13 protein-coding genes, 10 tRNA genes and 1 rRNA gene (1 of these 24 cut by a window edge) are annotated in these 18,301 nt (G+C 53.2%); 2 read left to right on the top strand and 22 right to left on the bottom strand.

Features of this window, described 5'->3' with window-relative positions:
* Positions 1–19: 19 nt before the first annotated feature.
* The 11 genes from ET464_RS18150 to ET464_RS18105 all read right to left on the bottom strand — a co-directional run bounded on the left by ET464_RS18150 (position 20) and on the right by ET464_RS18105 (position 14,162).
* On the bottom strand, positions 20–2,116 hold the full coding sequence (locus ET464_RS18150) for a DUF2264 domain-containing protein (RefSeq protein WP_129444568.1): 2,097 nt from the start codon (positions 2,114–2,116) through the stop codon (positions 20–22).
* 66 nt (positions 2,117–2,182) lie between these two features.
* Positions 2,183–3,322, bottom strand: a complete 1,140-nt coding sequence (locus ET464_RS18145) for a glycoside hydrolase family 88 protein (protein ID WP_129444567.1) — start codon at positions 3,320–3,322, stop codon at positions 2,183–2,185.
* Between the two features lie 55 nt (positions 3,323–3,377).
* Entirely contained in the window at positions 3,378–5,207 is a 1,830-nt protein-coding gene (locus tag ET464_RS18140) for a heparinase II/III family protein (protein ID WP_129443364.1), read from the bottom strand.
* Between the two features lie 204 nt (positions 5,208–5,411).
* Positions 5,412–7,016, bottom strand: a complete 1,605-nt coding sequence (locus tag ET464_RS18135) for a helix-turn-helix domain-containing protein (RefSeq protein ID WP_129443362.1) — start codon at positions 7,014–7,016, stop codon at positions 5,412–5,414.
* A complete protein-coding gene (locus ET464_RS20460; protein ID WP_244226587.1) occupies positions 7,009–8,037 on the bottom strand; it encodes a sensor histidine kinase in 1,029 nt (342 codons plus the stop codon). The genes ET464_RS18135 and ET464_RS20460 overlap by 8 nt, the downstream gene beginning before the upstream one ends.
* Positions 8,034–8,819 carry a cache domain-containing protein gene (locus ET464_RS20455; RefSeq protein WP_244226586.1) on the bottom strand — a complete coding sequence of 262 codons (786 nt, stop codon included), beginning with the start codon at positions 8,817–8,819 and terminating at the stop codon, positions 8,034–8,036. The genes ET464_RS20460 and ET464_RS20455 overlap by 4 nt, the downstream gene beginning before the upstream one ends.
* 87 nt (positions 8,820–8,906) lie before the next feature.
* Positions 8,907–10,262 carry an ABC transporter substrate-binding protein gene (locus ET464_RS18125; protein WP_129443360.1) on the bottom strand — a complete coding sequence of 452 codons (1,356 nt, stop codon included), beginning with the start codon at positions 10,260–10,262 and terminating at the stop codon, positions 8,907–8,909.
* 123 nt (positions 10,263–10,385) lie between these two features.
* A complete protein-coding gene (locus tag ET464_RS18120) occupies positions 10,386–11,228 on the bottom strand; it encodes a carbohydrate ABC transporter permease (RefSeq protein WP_129443358.1) in 843 nt (280 codons plus the stop codon).
* 16 nt (positions 11,229–11,244) lie between these two features.
* Positions 11,245–12,180 carry a carbohydrate ABC transporter permease gene (locus ET464_RS18115; RefSeq protein ID WP_129443356.1) on the bottom strand — a complete coding sequence of 312 codons (936 nt, stop codon included), beginning with the start codon at positions 12,178–12,180 and terminating at the stop codon, positions 11,245–11,247.
* A gap of 61 nt (positions 12,181–12,241) precedes the next feature.
* Positions 12,242–12,469: a hypothetical protein gene (locus tag ET464_RS19920; protein WP_165280047.1), complete on the bottom strand. Its 228-nt coding sequence runs from the start codon at positions 12,467–12,469 to the stop codon at positions 12,242–12,244.
* On the bottom strand, positions 12,450–14,162 hold the full coding sequence (locus tag ET464_RS18105; protein ID WP_129443354.1) for a hypothetical protein: 1,713 nt from the start codon (positions 14,160–14,162) through the stop codon (positions 12,450–12,452). The genes ET464_RS19920 and ET464_RS18105 overlap by 20 nt, the downstream gene beginning before the upstream one ends.
* An 83-nt stretch (positions 14,163–14,245) precedes the next feature.
* On the opposite strand from ET464_RS18105, the gene ET464_RS18100 reads away from it, so the two are divergent.
* Complete coding sequence (locus ET464_RS18100; protein WP_129443351.1) at positions 14,246–14,557, top strand: nucleotidyltransferase domain-containing protein; 312 nt, start codon at positions 14,246–14,248, stop codon at positions 14,555–14,557.
* Between the two features lie 81 nt (positions 14,558–14,638).
* Positions 14,639–14,938, top strand: coding sequence for a hypothetical protein (locus ET464_RS18095; RefSeq protein ID WP_129443349.1), 300 nt, complete (start codon positions 14,639–14,641; stop codon positions 14,936–14,938).
* A 114-nt stretch (positions 14,939–15,052) separates the two neighbouring features.
* Here ET464_RS18095 and ET464_RS18090 read toward each other — a convergent pair.
* The 11 genes from ET464_RS18090 to ET464_RS18040 form a co-directional block, all read right to left on the bottom strand.
* Positions 15,053–15,126 (bottom strand) — tRNA-Pro (locus ET464_RS18090).
* Between the two features lie 6 nt (positions 15,127–15,132).
* Positions 15,133–15,206, bottom strand: a tRNA-Arg gene (locus ET464_RS18085).
* A 13-nt stretch (positions 15,207–15,219) separates the two neighbouring features.
* A tRNA-Gly gene (locus ET464_RS18080) sits at positions 15,220–15,294 on the bottom strand.
* A 5-nt stretch (positions 15,295–15,299) separates the two neighbouring features.
* Positions 15,300–15,386 (bottom strand) — tRNA-Leu (locus tag ET464_RS18075).
* Positions 15,387–15,403: 17 nt separating this feature from the next.
* A tRNA-Leu gene (locus ET464_RS18070) sits at positions 15,404–15,489 on the bottom strand.
* A gap of 22 nt (positions 15,490–15,511) precedes the next feature.
* A tRNA-Asp gene (locus ET464_RS18065) sits at positions 15,512–15,588 on the bottom strand.
* A 34-nt stretch (positions 15,589–15,622) separates the two neighbouring features.
* A tRNA-Met gene (locus ET464_RS18060) sits at positions 15,623–15,699 on the bottom strand.
* 9 nt (positions 15,700–15,708) lie between these two features.
* A tRNA-Val gene (locus tag ET464_RS18055) sits at positions 15,709–15,784 on the bottom strand.
* Positions 15,785–15,801: 17 nt separating this feature from the next.
* Positions 15,802–15,873: transfer RNA gene (locus ET464_RS18050), tRNA-Glu, on the bottom strand.
* Positions 15,874–15,917: 44 nt separating this feature from the next.
* A tRNA-Ser gene (locus ET464_RS18045) sits at positions 15,918–16,008 on the bottom strand.
* Positions 16,009–16,085: 77 nt separating this feature from the next.
* Positions 16,086–18,301 (bottom strand): 23S ribosomal RNA (locus ET464_RS18040) (it continues 720 nt past the right edge of the window).

The following is an 18,301-nucleotide window of genomic DNA, read 5'->3' as shown; positions in this document are numbered from 1 at the left end:
CCGCTGGCGATGTGCGTTATTACGGAAGGTTATGTCCGATATTACGATAAAAGCCGTGCTGCCCAGCCTGCAGTTGCTTGAGCGGAATAAGGATCTTTTCTCCTTCGCTGCTTATGATTACAATTTCGTCATCATGGATCGATACGTCCAATGCTTCGCAAGGTGAAACCCACAGCGCTTCGGCAGCAGCTGCATTATGCTGCGCTCCAGCTTCTGCCCGGGCTCCGGCTCCGGTTTCTGCTCCCGCACCGGCAGCGCTCTGCGCTACTGCTGCATTTGCTCCGCTTTCCGCTTTCGCGGCGGCGGCGGCACTGCTGAACTCGCCGGCGGCATATGCGCCTCTTCCTTTTGCGCTGCCGAATATGGCTGTCGCCAGCCAATGCACGCCCGGTTCAAGCGCAGCGCGAAGCGTAGGCACTGCCGTGCGCGGATGCAGCACATTGGTATTGGCCTGCGGATATACCAGCTCCGCTGTTTCGTAGCCCAGCAGGCTCCGGATCGCGGAGGTGCCGCCGCCGCTGCTGGCGGCTGCCGCGATCCATGGGACATGGCCGCTGTCAACATCTGCAGCCATGCCCGGCTCAGCCCGCACGGCAAAGCCGCCTTCGGCAGCTTCCAGCCTGCGGCCCGTGCAAATCCGGTGCAGCCGGATATGCCAGGGCAGCCCGGCTGCGATCCAGGTCTGCACCTCCACATCGGGCCAAGGCTTCCATCTTGCATAAAGCACATTGCCTTGAATGGCGGTCTGTTCATTTTTCCGCCGGACACGGAATATGGAATCGCCGCTTTCGCTCAGCGCCAGCATCGAATCGTACGCGCCTTGGGACAATCCCCAATCTCCGCGCGGCACGCTGAATCCAAACTGCGTGGAATACGCAAACTTTTCATATTTCGCCGCGGTATGGGTGTGCTCGTTGGTCGACGCATGACCCGCTTGAAAAGCCGCCGCATGCCCTTGTCCTTCCGGCAGCCCTTGCTCCCGGCAAAGCACCAGATGCGCCGGACGCTGCACCGATAATGCGTTAAGTGCAGGAAGCGGCAGTTCCTCCGCCTGCCAGAACGGATGATCGTCCGAAAAAGCAAGCGGCAAAAACGCTTTGAGCGCCCAATACGGCGAACCGGGCGAGTTGTAGTTTTCCGCCATAACAAGATTCGGATAAGTGTAGCCAACTGTCAGCAGCCCGCTGGCATCCCGGATCGGCTGCCGCAGCCACCAGCGCAAATGACGCAGCACGATTCCTTTCAGCACGCCGGGCTCCAAGCCTTCCACCCCGGCATAGGCCGCCGCACTCCAGAACGCCGACTGCGCGAACCGGTACGTCAAGCTTCGGCCATACGGCAGGGCAGCGCCGTCATCGGCAAACCAATACATAAACGGCTCTGCAAACCGGCTTGCTCTGTCGCGGTACAGGCGGGAGCGCGCCGGATCCTCTTCCCCCATCAGCTTCGCGTACAACAGCCCGTAAAAATGAAGCGCAAACGGAACGTAATAATCGCTGTGCCCTCCCTTGCCGTCGGTATACCAGCCGTCCTCCACATAAAAATCATCAATCCGCCGCAAATCGGCTTCCATTCCTTCCCGGTCAAAGGGCAACCCCGCCGCCCGAAAGCCGATGTTTACGATCACGCGGAAAAACAGCCAGTTGCAGTCGTACACGCGGCGCCCGTTTATTTGATTGAGCCAGCGGAACACATGCCCCCGTTGCTCGGCTGTTAACGGTTCCTGTATGCGCTCCGGCACAAGTGCGAGCCCAAAGCCGATCGCCGCCATTTCCACAAGCCGCTGGTCATAATCGGCCGCATCGCCCCAATATTCCTCATGAGCCGGATCCGTTCCATTGGCCAGCCCCTGCAGGCATAACTCCCATAGCGGCGACTCCCCGCCGCCTGCTAGCAGCGGCACCATCCCCCACCATATTCGGGAGAAGCCTTCCATCCCGGCCACGGCCGGCTCGAAGCCTGCCCCGGCTGCCCCAACCGCAAGCCTTGCGCCTCCCGGTGTATAAAATGGCCGCAACGGCGCTGTCAGCGCTTCGAATGCCTGCTGCAAGTCCCGTTTGGTCCGCAGCGGATTATCCGTTAATACCGCATCCCTGTACCCGTACTTTCCGTTCATCTCATCCATCCCCTCCGCCGGCATAAGAAATAGGGACATCATGGCCTGATGTCCCCCTTGCTGTCCTTACTCCCAAAAGATGCGGTGTCCGCCGCGCAGCCGCGCCAGCCCTTCTGCAAAAAAATAATCGCCGTAAATTAGCGGCACATCAATATGTTTTCCTTCGGGATAATGGCTTGTGCCGTGCAAAATCAAGCCTTCCTCCTCCGGGTCGTCCCATGCGCCGTAATGCTTATACAGCGACTCCAGCATGCGCTCTCCCGCCCTGCGGTATACGCCCGCTTCCAGCTCTCCCGCCAGCTCCGCCAGCAGCAGCAAACCGCTTGCCGCGCAGGCGCCAGCCGATGAATCACGGTACTTCGCCACTTCGGGCGGCGTGCGAAAATCCCAATACGGCACGTAATCGTCCGGCAGCTGCGTTATAAAATAATGGGCGACGCGTTTAGCCGCATCCAGGTAACGCCGGTCCCCCGTATGATGGCTGGTCAGCGCCAGCCCGTACAGCGCCCAAGCCGTGCCCCGCGACCAGGCCGACTCCGGCGCGTACCCTTGCCCGCCGAGGCGGTCTGTGCATTCGCCGGTTACCGGATCAAACTTCACAATATGATAAACCGAACCGTCCGGCCGAATAAAATGCGCAAGCACCGTCTCCATATGCGCTTCGGCGATATGCCGGTAACGCGGGTCGCCGCTTGTCCCGGCAGCCCAATACAATAGCGGCATATTCATGCAGCAGTCGATAATTGCGATGCCGGAATTGTCTTCCCCTTCCTGCCAAGGATTCCAGGCGCGGATGAAGCGGCCTTTCAAATTAAACCGCGCCGCCAAATAATTCGCAGCCTGCAGCGCCCGCCGGCGCGACTTCTCCGACTGCGTCAGCTTATAGGAGGCTACACTTGTCAGCGTCCACATAAAACCAAGATCATGGTCCGTCCGGCTATATTCATGCAATACCTCGTCCAGCCGATTCTCGCATATTTCCGCCAGCTCCCGCAGCTCTTCCCTGCCGCTTTCCTCGTACACCAGCCACAGCAGCCCCGGCCAGAAGCCGGCTGTCCACCAATGCGGAGCTTCCAGCACGTAACGGCCGTTTACGCTCGCATGAGGAAAGCCGCCGCCAATCCGCGCGCTGCTCCGCATCGTTTTGCTTACCGTCCGTTGCCAGGCCTGCTCCAGCCATTCCGGTTTCCCGGCGCTGCCCGCCATCTTTGCAGTTTCAGACGTTTTTGCGCTGTCTGCCGTCTTTGCAGTTTCCGCCATCTTACATCCCGCTCCCCGCATCTTGAATTTGAAGCGCCAGCTCGAAGCTAAGTTCCACCCTCGCCTGCAGCGCCGGCTGAACAAGCGTAAAATCAATCGTATACCAAGGCGTATTCACGCCAAAATGATTGCTGTACGTATGGCTTCCGGCCGAAGCAACAACCGCCTGCTCATCATACCGGATACGAAGCGCATGTTTCGCTCCCGGAGGTTTCACCCATACGGCATCTTCGCCGATATGCGGCGGATACGGCGTTACGAATCGTTCAACTACTTGCACCGGCTTGCGGTTAAACGCATATTCATCCGCCAGCGTAAGCACCGGCAGCTCTTGTTTGTGCCAAATCAGGCTGCGGACAAGCGAATTCACCGCGCCCGGCTCGTATGCACCTGCGAGATCCGCCCGAAAGCTGACCGCGTGTTCCGCCAGTTCGGCTTCTGTTCCGCGGGCGGCATATTCCGCCCCTGCCGCTTGCCGCCTTCCGTCCACAATGGGAACCGAGTGGCTTTGCGAACCGTTGCAGTCAATCGCATAACGCCCCGCGCCAAAATAATCCGCCGTATATTCGCCCGAGCCCAAATCATGCAGCAGCGCATATCCGTCGGCATATACGATAAAATGTCCGACATCGTTATGGTTGTGCGGCTCTCCGTTGTGACCGCCCTTAGCGGCAAAACCAAAGCTGCCGCAGGCGGTTTGATGCCTCGATACGACCCACTGCGCATCGGGCAGCACATAATCCGCCGCCCGCCATTCCGCCGCCTGCTTATGCTGGTCATACCAGATCATATTGCGGAAAGCCGGCGCCCAGCGGCTGCAATGATCGTCCGTAAATGCCGCTCTAACCTGCAACGGCGGCACGTCGATATCCGGATAAATCCGCGATAAATAATGCGATAAGCCAAGCTGGACTTGTGTCCGCGCCAGCGAATCCGAGAAATTGGCGGTCATATCTCCGCCCAAATAACATTTTTGCTGAAATAACGCGATTTGCCGGATTTTGTCCCCCGCGAACAGATTCAGCCGTCCCGACGTACGCTGCTTCAGCAAATCGGCAAAATAAACATAATACCCGAATCCATAATTCCAGTAGCCGATTCCTTCAAGGCATGCTCCGTCCTCGCCAAAGCCGCTCAAATAGCTGCCCATGCTGCCCAGCGCCTTCTCCAGCACGTCAGCAAGCCGTTCCTGCTCCTCCATAACAAGCAGCGCCGCCGCCCCAACGGAACCCGCGCATACCGCCGCCCAATTGTGGTCCGCCCGTTCCCAGCTGAAAGGTCCGCCTTCCAAATACGGACGGAACAGCCGCCGCTCCAGCTCCTCCCGAATCCGAACGCGCAGCATGGCTGGCAGCCGCCCGCCAAGCAGCACAAGCATTTCGGCCAGCGTAAACGCTGTTTCCGCCGCAAATAAGTCGATTGCTCCCGTAACCTGCGTGCTGCGCACATGCGCCGGCAGGCACCATGTATATTCGTTGCAGACCGCCCAGATGATTTCGTCACGCTGCTCCGCGTACACCGTTTCCTCCGGCTCCAGCAGCGACAGCAGCACAAACGTATTCAGCCGCCTTCTGCGCTCGAAGTATACGCTTTCATATTCAAGCCGGCTGCCCTGCTCTTCAAAGCGCATAAACAGCTTGTAGCTTAATGCCGGAATCGGCTCGGCAAGCAGCCGCTCCCCTTCCGACCGGATTTCGCCGGCAACCGCCGTGTAATCGTCCGATTCCAGCACCTTTTGCCAGAATAGTCGGCCGCCTTCCGGGTAATACAGCCGTTCGTTTACCGGCTCCAGCTGCCTGACCGCCTCCCGAATTTCGGAACTGCTATACATCACTATACCCTCCCGTATACGGCCAGCCTGCATGGAATTGCGCTCCCTCTCTTTGCAAGCTCCGGGCCCTCGTTCACTTCGAGCTTGCCGATTTGTTGCCTGGCTCCCTATTCATCCCGCTCCATTTCATTGTAAATAGCCGGATAAGTCTGCGCATAACTCAATCTTGCCGTATGATGCCGCCATTTTGACAAGCTGCGTTTTTTATCCTCTATATTCTAGAGGCGTAGCCCCTGTATGCGCTTTAAACGTCTTAATAAAATAGCTTTGATTGTCGTAGCCAAGCAGCTCGCATATTTCGCCGACCGTATGGGAGGTCTGGTCCAGCAGCTCCTTGGCCCGTTCCATCTTCATCCGGGTAACATATTCAATAAACGTAATGCCCAGCTCTTTTTTAAACAGCCGGCTGAAATAACTGGCGTTCAAGTGCAGATGCTCTGCCACTTCTTCCAGTCCGATCCGCCTGCCGATATGAAGCGAAACGAATTTGCATGCTTCCGCGATTTCCGTTCTGCGGCTGGCCGAAACGCCTTCCGCCTGTGCGGAAGCGATCGACCGCAGATGGCCGGACAGCCAGCTGCGAAGCTGCGCCAATGAATCAATCTCTACAATTTCCTTGTGCAGCGTATCGGCCGTGTAGCTGGGGCGCACATGCTGCAGCGAATGCAGCTTCAGCTTAATATCCAGAAGCAGCTTCAGCACCCAATCCTTGACCATCTCCGGCGGGTACTTCTGCTGCTCAATATGCTGCATCCACCGTTCGGCAGCCGCGGATGCCTCCTGCTCCCGCTTGCCCGCCCATATCGCGCGCAGCTGCTGGTTCGCTTCATCGTAATAAGCGAACAGATCCGCCTGCTCCGATATGCAGCCGCACCGGAGCTTCGCGACTTCCTCCTCGCGCAAGTAAAACCGCTGGTCCTCGCTGTTCAGCAGTCCCATCAAATGCTGCTTCAGCTTTTCCGGCGAATCCGATCCGGTTCCGATCAGGAACGACATTTTTATTTTCAGCACCTTTTGCATCGTTTGCTGCACCTGCTTCAGCGCTGCTTTCACCTGCTCCACCGGATTGATTTTCAGGCTTGGCTTGTAGCTGAACAGCAGCAGCGACCGCTTCACATCATAGCCGGCATGCAGTGCACGAGGCGTCACCGTCTCCAGCACTTCGTCCATCACATTGCTCACGGCAAAATGAAGCGTCTGATCGGAAGCAAACCGGTGCTTGACGAGACGGTAATCATCCATAAAGCCAATAACCGGCAAACATTCCTCCCCGTCCAGCAGGAGGCCATAGCTTTCCGCTTCCTGCCGCCATTTGTCCGGGGACAGCAGCGGCTGCTGAATAAACCCGCGGATCGCCTGCTCCTTGCGCAGCCCTTTCGTTTCATGTTCAAGCAGCTTCAGCCGTGTTTGCTCCCAGTTCATCTGCCGCTCTTCATCCAGGCTTGTTTTCAGGCGGGCGAGCAGACTCGACAAATCATCCGGATCAAGCGTTTCCTTCAAATAGTATTCCTGCACATTAAGCCGCATCGCCTGTTGAGCCAGCTGAAATTCACTATGGCAGGACAAAATGACGATCCGCACGTTCGCTTTCCGTCTGCGGATACGTGCGGCCAGCTCCAGCCCATCCATCTTTGGCATGCCGATATCCGTCACAAGCAGATCGGGCAGCTCATTTTCCGCCTGTTCCCAGGCGCTGAGACCGTTCTCATGAACGCCCATCAGCCGGTAGCCCAGCCGCTCCCAGTCAATCGCTTCCGACAGCAGCTCAATAACCGGATAATCGTCATCTGCCAGCATCACGTTATACATGGCGGTTCCCCTCCTTGAATGGAATACACATGAGAACAAGCGTCCTTTGCCCCGCTTCGCTATACACTTCCATCCGGAATTCCTCGCCGTAGACGATTTTCATCCGTTCGACGACATTTTGCAGCCCGATGCCTGAGAAGCCTTTACGCTGCTCATCTAAATAAATCGCCTGATTGGCATGGAAACGAATGCTGCGCCGCAGCTTCTCCAGCTGCCCGGCATCCATGCCGTTGCCGTCGTCCTCGACGGTCAGCTCCAGCCCCCGCTCCTTCATGGCTGCCCGAATCGTTAGAGTCCCCCGGCTTTGGCTTAACCCGTGAATCAGCGCGTTCTCCACAACCGGCTGCAGGAATAACCGCGGCACCTTAAAGAGAAACGCTTCGGAGGAAATATCCAGCTGCAGCCTGACCTCTTCCTTCTGGCGAAGATTCATCAGCTCTACATAATGCGTAATGAGTTCAATCTCTTCATGAAAATGAATTTCGTCCTTGTCGCTGCTGATCGTCATCCGCAGCAGCTTGGAAAGCGACCCGATCATTTTGGCGCTGTCCTTGTCGCCGCCGCGCATCACCTTCATCCGGATGGAATTCAGCACGTTAAACAAAAAATGCGGGTTGATTTGCGCCTGCAGCATCCGCAGCTCCGCCTTGCGCTTGCGCGCCTGCGTCTCCGATACTTCGGCAATCATATTCCTAACCCGGTCCAGCATCTGGTCGAACAAAAAGCCCAGCCGTCCGATCTCATCCCTTCCGCGGATGCCGGATCGGATATCCAGATTGCCGCGCTGCACAGCCGCCGTCACCTTGCCCAGACGGACAAGCGGATTGGTAAACGTACGCAGCAGCCCAACAAGCAGCAGCATAAATACAAAAAACGATATGATTTGAAAACTGAATACTTTGTTGAATATCGCGCTTATATTAACAATAGCTTCCTTATAGGGCTGAACCGAGACAAGCCGCCAGTTGTTGAACGGAATCGTCTGTTCCGCGACCAGATATGATTTGCCCTTTACTTTCACAATGCTGGCATGGGATTCGCCATTCCCCCCTGCAGCGGATACTCCAGCTTATGCCCGATTCGGCTGGAATCGCTGCTGGACAAAATATTTCCGTCCGCATCGACCAGCACAACATCCTGTCCGGCGGTCAGGCGGTTGAAAATATGATTGATTTGATTTTCCATAACGGTAATGACGATATAACCGTAAATATGTTTATTGTCGAGGCGAAGCGTACGGACAACGGAAATTTGATACGGATTGTTTATTTTTTCAAAGCTGATTACCGTCGGGGTGGTCGCTACCCAATAGGACTGGAAGCCGCGTAAGCTGTTTACGTTGTCGAACCAAGGCTCCTGCATCAGCTGCAGCGGGTTGTAGTCGCTTGTCGAGTAGTTGGTGAACGATTTGCCGTTTGCAAGAAGCACCGCCACATAACTTTTGTCGCCGATGACCGTCAAGCTTTCCAGCTGCTGCAAAATGCGGGTTTCATTCATAAATTTGGTGTAAGGATCGGAGGAAGTATCATTGCCGGAAGCAATAATTTTAAAATAAGCGTTCATATCCGAATTGACTTGCATGTAATTCGCGATGTTCAGCATGCTTTTAAGCAGATTGGTGACCGAGCCATGCACAAGCTGGAGCGAATCCTGGGCGTTGGAAATCGCCTGGCGTTTAACCGCTTCCTGCGTCAGAGAGTTATACGTCAGCAAAGTAATCGCAGAAGGAAGCAAAATGCACAAAATAGCCGTCAAAAAAAGCTTATGCCGGATCGATGGAAACCCCTTGATTCGAAAAAGCATCTTCTTGTTGTCCCCCCTGCAATAGAAAAAAAAGGGGCGTCCCAGAGCGCCCCTTATCGGGTTTCATTATATCATATTTTGAAAGCGTTATTTCTTGTTGGAATCAATAATTTCCTGCGCTCGTTTTTGGCTGTTGGCTACGGTCGTATCGATATCCTGATTGCCGAGAATAAGCTTCTCGTACTCTTCGTTAACCGCTTTGAAAATTTCCGCTTGATACGATGCCGGAGGAACAAGCTCGGATGCTTTGGAAATGAGAAGCGTATTCACAAGCGATTCTTTGTCTACCAGTTCCGGGTTTTTGGTGCCGCTCAATATCGTATCGATAATTTTCGTTACATCCTCCGACTTCACGCCGTTCCAGGCCGGAATGTTTTTGCCTTGGACCACTTGGCCTTCCGTCGTATACCAGCGTACAAAATCATACGCTTCCTGTTTATGCTTGGAGCTTGCGGATACGGCTACATAATCCGTCGTTACGGACGTATACCCGATTTCGTCGCCCGGGTTGTTTTTTGGATATGGCGCGACTGCCACATGGAAGTTAACCGGCACGCTTTCCGTACCGCCAATTTCCGTGTTCATCCAGCTGCCGATGACGATCATGCTGGCCGACTGGTTAAAAAACTGCGTCCGGTAGCTCAGCTTTTGCGAAATAATGTCCGAATAAGGGACGGAGGACTGGTCTTCCTTCTCCATCTTGACTCGTAGCTCCAGCGTTTTCTTGAAGTTCGGGTCATCGAGGTTAGAGGAGCCGTCCGGCTTCAGGAAGTCGGCGCCATGCGGCTGATTGAGCATCATCAGCTTCAAATACTCCATCCAGCCGCCGCCCTGCGGCCCATGGAAGTAGGTGCCGTACCGTTTGTTTGCGCCTTCGCCTTTCGTCAGCTTTTTCGCATAGTCGGCAAAATCATCCCACGTCCAGTCCGTTGGAACCGGTAAGCCTGCTTCATCCAATTGGTCTTTGTTCAGCAGCACATACCATGGATTAAATTTGCCCGGCAGCGCATATACTTTGCCGTCGATATGGGAATCTACCTTATAGTCTTCTTCTTCTTTAAAATTGTCCTTCGCGATGTAAGCGTCGAGCGGCTCCGCCATGCCAAGCGATACGCGCTGCGCATAACCGGCCGGGTCGCTGAACATGAGTATATCCATCTGCTCGGATGAAGCGGCTGCCAAATCCAGCTTTTTAGAAGCTTCGGCCGTATCGCCTTTTTCGCTCAAGTTGACCACTTCAACGGTGATGCCCGGATGATTCTCTTCATAGGCTGCAATTGTAGCTTTCCAGTTGTATGCTTCCTCGGTGCCGTACGTGTACAAACGGAGATTAATCCCTTTGCCGGAGCCGCCTTTGTCCGAATCGCTCGAGCTGCTGCAGCCGGCCAGCAGGCCAATCATCAATGCTCCGGCCAAGACGCCGGGTATCCATTTTCTTTTCATGCGTAAGCCCCTCCTAATTATATATCGCTGGGATTAGTTCACATTATATCGGGCGGGATTCGGAAGCTCATGAAACTATATTTACTTATTCGGAATTATTTTGACTTTTTGAAGACGCTTCCATTATCCTTTAACGCCGCCGAGCGCGATGCCTTCAATAACGCTTTTTTGGCCGATAATAAAAATAACGAGCAGCGGCACAATCGCCGATACGGCAGCCGCCATAATAAGCGAATAAAACTCGCCGCTTAAGGAAGTAAACTTCTGCATCGCCAGCTGGATCGTAAACAGCTTGTCGGACCGGAGGAAAATAAGCGGGTTCTGGTAGTCGTTCCATGTCCAGATGAAGCGCAGAATGGCATAGGTCGCAACAGCCGGCCGTACGAGCGGCAGGCCAATCGACCAGAAAATCCGCCCATGCCCCGCGCCGTCTATTTTAGCAGATTCAATATAATCCTGATGGACGCCCATAAAAAACTGCCGGAGCATAAACGTGCCAAGCACGCTGAAGCTGCCGATAATGATCAGCCCGAGATGGCTGTCGAACAAGCCGATGTTGCGGTACAAAATGAATTGCGGAATAAGCGTTGCTTGTCCCGGCACCATGTAAGTAGCCAATACAATCATAAACAGCCATTTGCTCGCCTTGAACTGGACTTTGGAGAAGCCGTACGCCGCCAGGCTGGAGACGATGCACGAGATTGCCGTTGTCACAACGCTTACTTTGATAGAATTCCAATAATACAAATAAAACGGATATTTGCCCATCCACACTTCCTTATAATTTTCCGCGGCATGCCAATGCTTAGGGATCCACTGAATCGGATAAACAAACACATCCTTTTCAATCTTAAAGGAGGTGGTCAGCATCCACAAAAAAGGGAGCAGGAACAGCAGGCTGACGACAAACATAACCGCTGTAACGATAACCTTGCCCCATTCCCGTTTTACAGCTGTATTTTCCATGATGGCACTCCTCCGTTTAGTAATTGACCCATTTTCTTTGAACAACCCATTGCACTAACGTAATCGCCATGACGAATAGAAACAGCACGGCAGAAATGGACGACGCATACCCGACCTTCAAATTGACAAACGCCTGATCGTACAAATGCCATACCATCAAGCTTGTGGATCCGATTGGACCGCCCTGTGTCATGACCGCAATAATATCAAACACTTTAAAGGTAGAGATAATACCCGTCACCAGCAGGAAAAACGACGTTGGAGACAGCAGCGGGAACGTAATGCGGATAAACTTGACCCACGGGCTGGCACCGTCGATATCCGCCGCTTCGTACAAATCTCTTGGGATCGACTGCAGCCCGGCAATATAAATAATCATATTGAAGCCGATCGAAATCCAAACGCTGATCATCATAATCGAAATTAATGCAAAATGCGGGTCGGCGATCCATTTGGGCGGATTATCTACACCAACCGCTTTCAAAAACTCGTTGATCGGGCCATAAGATGGCTGGAACATGACCTGCCATACAACGGCAACGGCAACAATGCTGGAAATGTACGGCATAAAGTAAGCGACTTTAAAGTAGCTTTTCCAGTACACATATTTGTTGATGAGTACGGCCAGCACCATGGAAATGATCATATAAACCGGCACCGTCAGCAAAAAAATAAGATTGTTCCGGACCGACTTCATAAACAGATCATCATCCAGCAGCTTCTCGAAGTTACCGAAGCCAATCCATTTGATGCCGTTCCAGCCCTGCACGAAGTTCCAATCCGCAAAGCTGAGCACAAACGTTGCCACGATCGGCAGCAGGACCAGAATAAACACCCCGATTAACATCGGACTGACGAATAAAAAACCTGCCAGCGTTTCTCCTTTTTGCAAAGAGCTCTTCTTTTGCGGCACCGCAGGTTCGCCTGCCAGCGCCGGAGAGTGCTGATTCATGAGTAACACCTCGTTTTAGTCATCATGGTAAAAGGATGTTTTCATTATAAAAAAAATACCGTCAGCGCTTTGACGGTATTTTGATCATATTCACGCTCATTTTGACTTTTCTGGGGCAATGCCGCTTGCCGCTTGCCGCTTGCCGCTTGCCGCTTGCCGCTTGCCGCTTGCCGCTTGCCGCTTGCCGCTTGCCGCTTGCCGCTTGCCGCTTGCCGCTTGCCGCTTGCCGCTTGCCGCTTGCCGCTTGCCGCTTGCCGCTTGCCGAAAGGCTACACGATGTAATCCTCAAAAGCAATAGCTGCTCCGTTTATTTGCCGGTTAATGCCGCCATCTGCTTGTATAGCTAACTGCAGCCGATCCCCTCTGCTCGTTGTATGCTCGACCGCATAATCTTGAAAATCCGGCACTTGCCGTTCCATATGCCTCACAAATGCTTCCAGCCCGCTAATGCCAAGCTTGGCAGCATCCTCGGCAGCCATCGCTTCAACTACCACTGCCGCCGGTTTAAGCGGTTGGACCTCGCCTCCAGCTGATGCACTATCGCTCTCTATAACTACAACGCAGCGGTCTTCCAGCCGCTCAAATTGATAGCCGTCCCGGTTTAACCAAATGGCCATATAAACGCCTTGAACACAGCCGTACATAGCGGCAGGGTGCAATATCCATTCAGCCAGCGGCAAAACGCCCGTCACCGGTTTCTTCTCCTCGCCATCGGCAGCCTCATACCAGGCGATAATCGTATTTTGATGGAACAGCACTTCCGAGTTGCCTTGATGACGCGCATCCGCTATACCATTTTTAGCTCCCGGACGGAAAAAATACGCCTGATTCACATGTTCACTGCCGTCTGCTAACGGAAACGTAAAATCCCATCGCTGCTGTTCGTTGTCGAACTCATCGAAACGCTCCCATACTCCGCCTGCCGCATAGTTTTCCGTAATGTATACGTATTTGTAGGCGAGCGCCCCTTTGAAGCCTTCTCCGGTGCGTTTCGCTTTCCGCTTGACTTGAACAGGCTTTGTACGGTCTAATGCCGTTTGTACGGCATCTTCCGGTGCTTTATAAAACAGAAAACCGGCGTATTCCGTCCGAGGCATCGATTCCGGCAGCGGAAAGCCGCCAAACTGCACATAATCCATTAGCACATTTGAATCACGCGGAATGTCATGCGGCCAAGCCCTTGAATGCGGCCCCACCCAAGTTCCTTTTAAATAGTAATAAGACCTCTCCCGCCAAAGCCCGTCCAGCATCTCTCTCAAATCGTCTAATATATCACTAGTGCCTTGCATGTTTGCAGTGTTTGCAGTCCCCGGCATGTCCGCTGCCAGTTCCAGCGCTGCCGTATAAGCCTGTACCCAATGCCAAAACCAAGGCAACGCGCCATATTCCGTCATCCCATGCTCCCGGTTATGGCAAATCGTCTGCCGCAGGCAGGCATGCCCGTCCGTCATTAGCTTTTGATCGCCAAACCAATGGCCAAATATTAGTTTGGCCGCCGTATACTTCGCTTCATGATGATTGAACTCCTTCATCTCCACATCATAAAAACGGCCTAGATACACATGGCGCAGTGCTTCGTCAAAAGCTGCTGCCAGCTGCGGCTCCATACGCTCCCCATATTTCCAGCGGAAATACGCCATCAAGCTGCCCATGAGTTCCACCGGCAACGGATGCGGTTTAGCTTTGCGCGGCTGATCGCCCAGCGATAACGGCCAATGCCCGTACAGCGGCTTGTCCGCCTCACGCTGCTGCAAGCTTAGCACTTCGTGCAGCACCCGGGCTGCTAGATCTGCCGCCTGTTGCCGGTCGAAACTGCAAGTTATCGTATGATCTGCCGCTGCCGCAAATAAATAAGAAGCATAATAGAAATTGTCCCGGATATCCTGATGAACCCATAAACCGCTTTCAAAAAGCGGCATACGCCATGCCGCCTCCGCTGCTTGGCGAATAACTTCTTTCCTTCTGCTTTCGTAACTGAGCATTCTCGAGCACCTGGCTTTCTGCTGGTTTCAGCTATCCTCATACGAATTATAACAATCTTTTTTAGTATACGATTCATTGACAGATGTTCAAGAGCATTTCTAACCGCCCGCCGGAGCAATCCGCCCGGCCAAGGAAATACAAAAACAACTTACCGCTAGATTCCGTCTATGTCTATGGATCCGTTGCACTGGGCGGTTTTATTGAAGGTACTAGTGATATTGATTTCATTGCCATTTTTAGCAGACCGCCTGCCAAATCCGACATCCCCCCCATTTTAGCCGCCCATAAAGAGGTCGAGAATGAGTTTCCGCATACGGACATTATGGAGCTTATCTTCACAGAAACGATCTCGGAAAACCGCAAAAAGAAATTGATTTTTTTAATAACCTATTAGAACAAACACGTATATACCAATGGTTTCGGGTCAGATATTAATCCGGTCACATGGCGGATCCTTAAAAAGAATGGTATCAAGGTGTACGAATCGGAACAAGGCTTGAACTATGCAATTGAAATTAAAACGTTACTAAATTACGTAATCGAAAACTTATATTCATATTGGGCCAGTTGGATAATCCGGTTGGATCACCAGTTGGCTTGTATTCGCTCATCAGATCAATGGATTGATGTACAACAGCTTGATGAAACTGTTGAATGGTGTACGCTTGGAATGCTGCGGCAGCTTTATACCTTAAAAGAGCACGGCATCAAGAGCAAAGTTGAGGCTGGTTATTATGGAATTACAATAATTCCGCAGCTTAAAAAACCGCCATAATGGACTGGCAAAGTATTAAATAATAAGCTAATAAGCATGTAAATAAAAATGCGCAAAAGACAAAAAAATCCGTAAAAGAATGAATTTCATTCTTTTACGGATTTTTAATACGAATCGGGATGACACGATTCGAACATGCGACCCCCTGGTCCCAAACCAGGTGCTCTACCAAGCTGAGCTACATCCCGTTAAAACGTGCCCTAAGAGATTCGAACTCCTGACCTTTTGATTCGTAGTCAAACGCTCTATCCAGCTGAGCTAAGGGCACAAATAATAAATCATGGAGCGGACGACGAGATTCGAACTCGCGACCCTCGCCTTGGCAAGGCGATGCTCTACCACTGAGCCACGTCCGCATGCATGGTGCGGTCGAGAGGACTCGAACCTCCACGGCTGTTACACCACTAGAACCTGAATCTAGCGCGTCTGCCAATTCCGCCACGACCGCATGCATATTAAAGTTTTTGGTGCGGTAGAGAGGACTCGAACCTCCACGGGCGTACGCCCACTACCCCCTCAAGATAGCGTGTCTGCCATTCCACCACTACCGCATATATGAGGTTTTTAAAAAAATGGCGGAGCTGACGGGATTCGAACCCGCGGTCTCCTGCGTGACAGGCAGGCATGTTAGGCCTCTACACCACAGCTCCATCTTATAAGCACTTCGCATCTTCGTTAGAAGATTGGTTGCGGGGGCAGGATTTGAACCTGCGGCCTTCGGGTTATGAGCCCGACGAGCTACCGGGCTGCTCCACCCCGCGTCAGTTAAATGGTGGAGGGTGAGGGGATCGAACCCCCGACCCTCTGCTTGTAAGGCAGATGCTCTCCCAGCTGAGCTAACCCTCCACAATATATAATTAAAGTGACCCGTAGGGGATTCGAACCCCTGTTACCTCCGTGAAAGGGAGGTGTCTTAACCCCTTGACCAACGGGCCGCAATGATTGCGCTGTAATATCAACTCATAAAGCAGTAATATAATGGCGGAGAGAGAGGGATTCGAACCCTCGCACCACTTGCGCAGTCTAACCCCTTAGCAGAGGGTCCCCTTGAGCCACTTGGGTATCTCTCCAACTCGGTTACACCCTGAAAACTGAGTATGAACAATGTTCCCCGCTTTAGCCGTCCCGATATTCTCGGGGTAATCATTAGGATAAGCCCTCGACCGATTAGTATTCGTCAGCTGCACGCATTGCTGCGCTTCCACCCCGAACCTATCCACCTCGTCGTCTACAAGGGGTCTTACATACTGGGAAATCTCATCTTGAGGGGGGCTTCACGCTTAGATGCTTTCAGCGCTTATCCCGTCCGTACATAGCTACCCAGCGGTGCTCCTGGCGGAACAACTGGTACACCAGCGGTACGTCCATCCCGGTCCTCTCGTACTAAGGACAGCTCCTCTCAAATTTCCTACGCCCACGACAGATAGGGACCGAACTGTCTCACGACGTTCTGAACCCAGCTCGCGTACCGCTTTAATGGGCGAACAGCCCAACCCTTGGGACCTACTTCAGCCCCAGGATGCGATGAGCCGACATCGAGGTGCCAAACCTCCCCGTCGATGTGGACTCTTGGGGGAGATAAGCCTGTTATCCCCAGGGTAGCTTTTATCCGTTGAGCGATGGCCCTTCCATGCGGTACCACCGGATCACTAAGCCCGACTTTCGTCCCTGCTCGACTTGTTGGTCTCGCAGTCAAGCTCCCTTATGCCTTTGCACTCTCCGAATGATTTCCAACCATTCTGAGGGAACCTTTGGGCGCCTCCGTTACTTTTTAGGAGGCGACCGCCCCAGTCAAACTGCCCGCCTGACACGGTCCCCCTACCGGATTCACGGTAGCGGGTTAGAACTCCGATACGATCAGGGTGGTATCCCAACGTCGCCTCCACACAAGCTGGCGCTCATGCTTCCCAGGCTCCCACCTATCCTGTACAGATCGTACCAAAGTCCAATATCAAGCTGCAGTAAAGCTCCATGGGGTCTTTCCGTCTTGTCGCGGGTAACCTGCATCTTCACAGGTATTAAAATTTCACCGGATCTCTCGTTGAGACAGCGCCCAAGTCGTTACGCCATTCGTGCGGGTCAGAATTTACCTGACAAGGAATTTCGCTACCTTAGGACCGTTATAGTTACGGCCGCCGTTTACTGGGGCTTCGGTTCACAGCTTCGGGATTGCTCCCTAACCGCTCCCCTTAACCTTCCAGCACCGGGCAGGCGTCAGCCCGTATACTTCGCCTTGCGGCTTCGCACAGACCTGTGTTTTTGCTAAACAGTCGCTTGGGCCTTTTCACTGCGGCCCCTCGGGCTATTCACCCTACCGAGGCACCCCTTCTCCCGAAGTTACGGGGTCATTTTGCCGAGTTCCTTAACGAGAGTTACTCCGCGCGCCTTAGCATGCTCTGCTCGCCTACCTGTGTCGGTTTGCGGTACGGGCACCTTCACCTGGCTAGAGGCTTTTCTCGGCAGCCGGAGATCATGACCTTCGGTACTCTAAATTTCCCTCCCCATCACAGCCCAGCCTTATGATGTGCGGATTTGCCTACACATCAGCCTCACTGCTTGGACGGACTATTCCATCAGTCCGCGTCACTACCCTTCTGCGTCACCCCATTGCTCATAACGGTTTACGGTGGTACAGGAATTTCAACCTGTTGTCCTTCCACTACGCCTTTCGGCCTCGCGTTAGGTCCCGACTTACCCTGAGCGGACGAGCCTTCCTCAGGAAACCTTAGGCTTTCGGCGGACAAGATTCTCACTTGTCTTTTCGTTACTCATACCGGCATTCTCACTTGTATACTGTCCACCAGTCCTTACGGTCTGACTTCAACCTATATACAACGCTCCCCTACCCCTAACACTTCTTAAAGTGTAAGCCATAGCTTCGGTGGTGTGTTTAGCCCCGTTACATTTTCGGCGCAGAGTCACTCGACCAGTGAGCTATTACGCACTCTTTAAATGGTGGCTGCTTCTAAGCCAACATCCTGGTTGTCTTTGCAACTCCACATCCTTTCCCACTTAACACACACTTGGGGACCTTAGCTGATGATCTGGGCTGTTTCCCTTTTGACAATGGATCTTAGCACTCACTGTCTGACTCCCGGTAAACATATCTATGGCATTCGGAGTTTGACTAGACTTGGTAACCCTTGGCGGGCCCCGCATCCAATCAGTGCTCTACCTCCATGATACTCTATACCGAGGCTAGCCCTAAAGCTATTTCGGGGAGAACCAGCTATCTCCGAGTTCGATTGGAATTTCTCCGCTACCCCCACCTCATCCCCGAATTTTTCAACATTCGTGGGTTCGGGCCTCCAGTGCGTGTTACCGCACCTTCACCCTGGACAGGGGTAGATCACACGGTTTCGG

Origin of the sequence: Paenibacillus protaetiae (assembly GCF_004135365.1) — a bacterium.
Lineage (GTDB): Bacteria > Bacillota > Bacilli > Paenibacillales > Paenibacillaceae > Paenibacillus_AP > Paenibacillus_AP protaetiae.
This window is presented reverse-complemented; position numbering and strand designations above follow the sequence as displayed.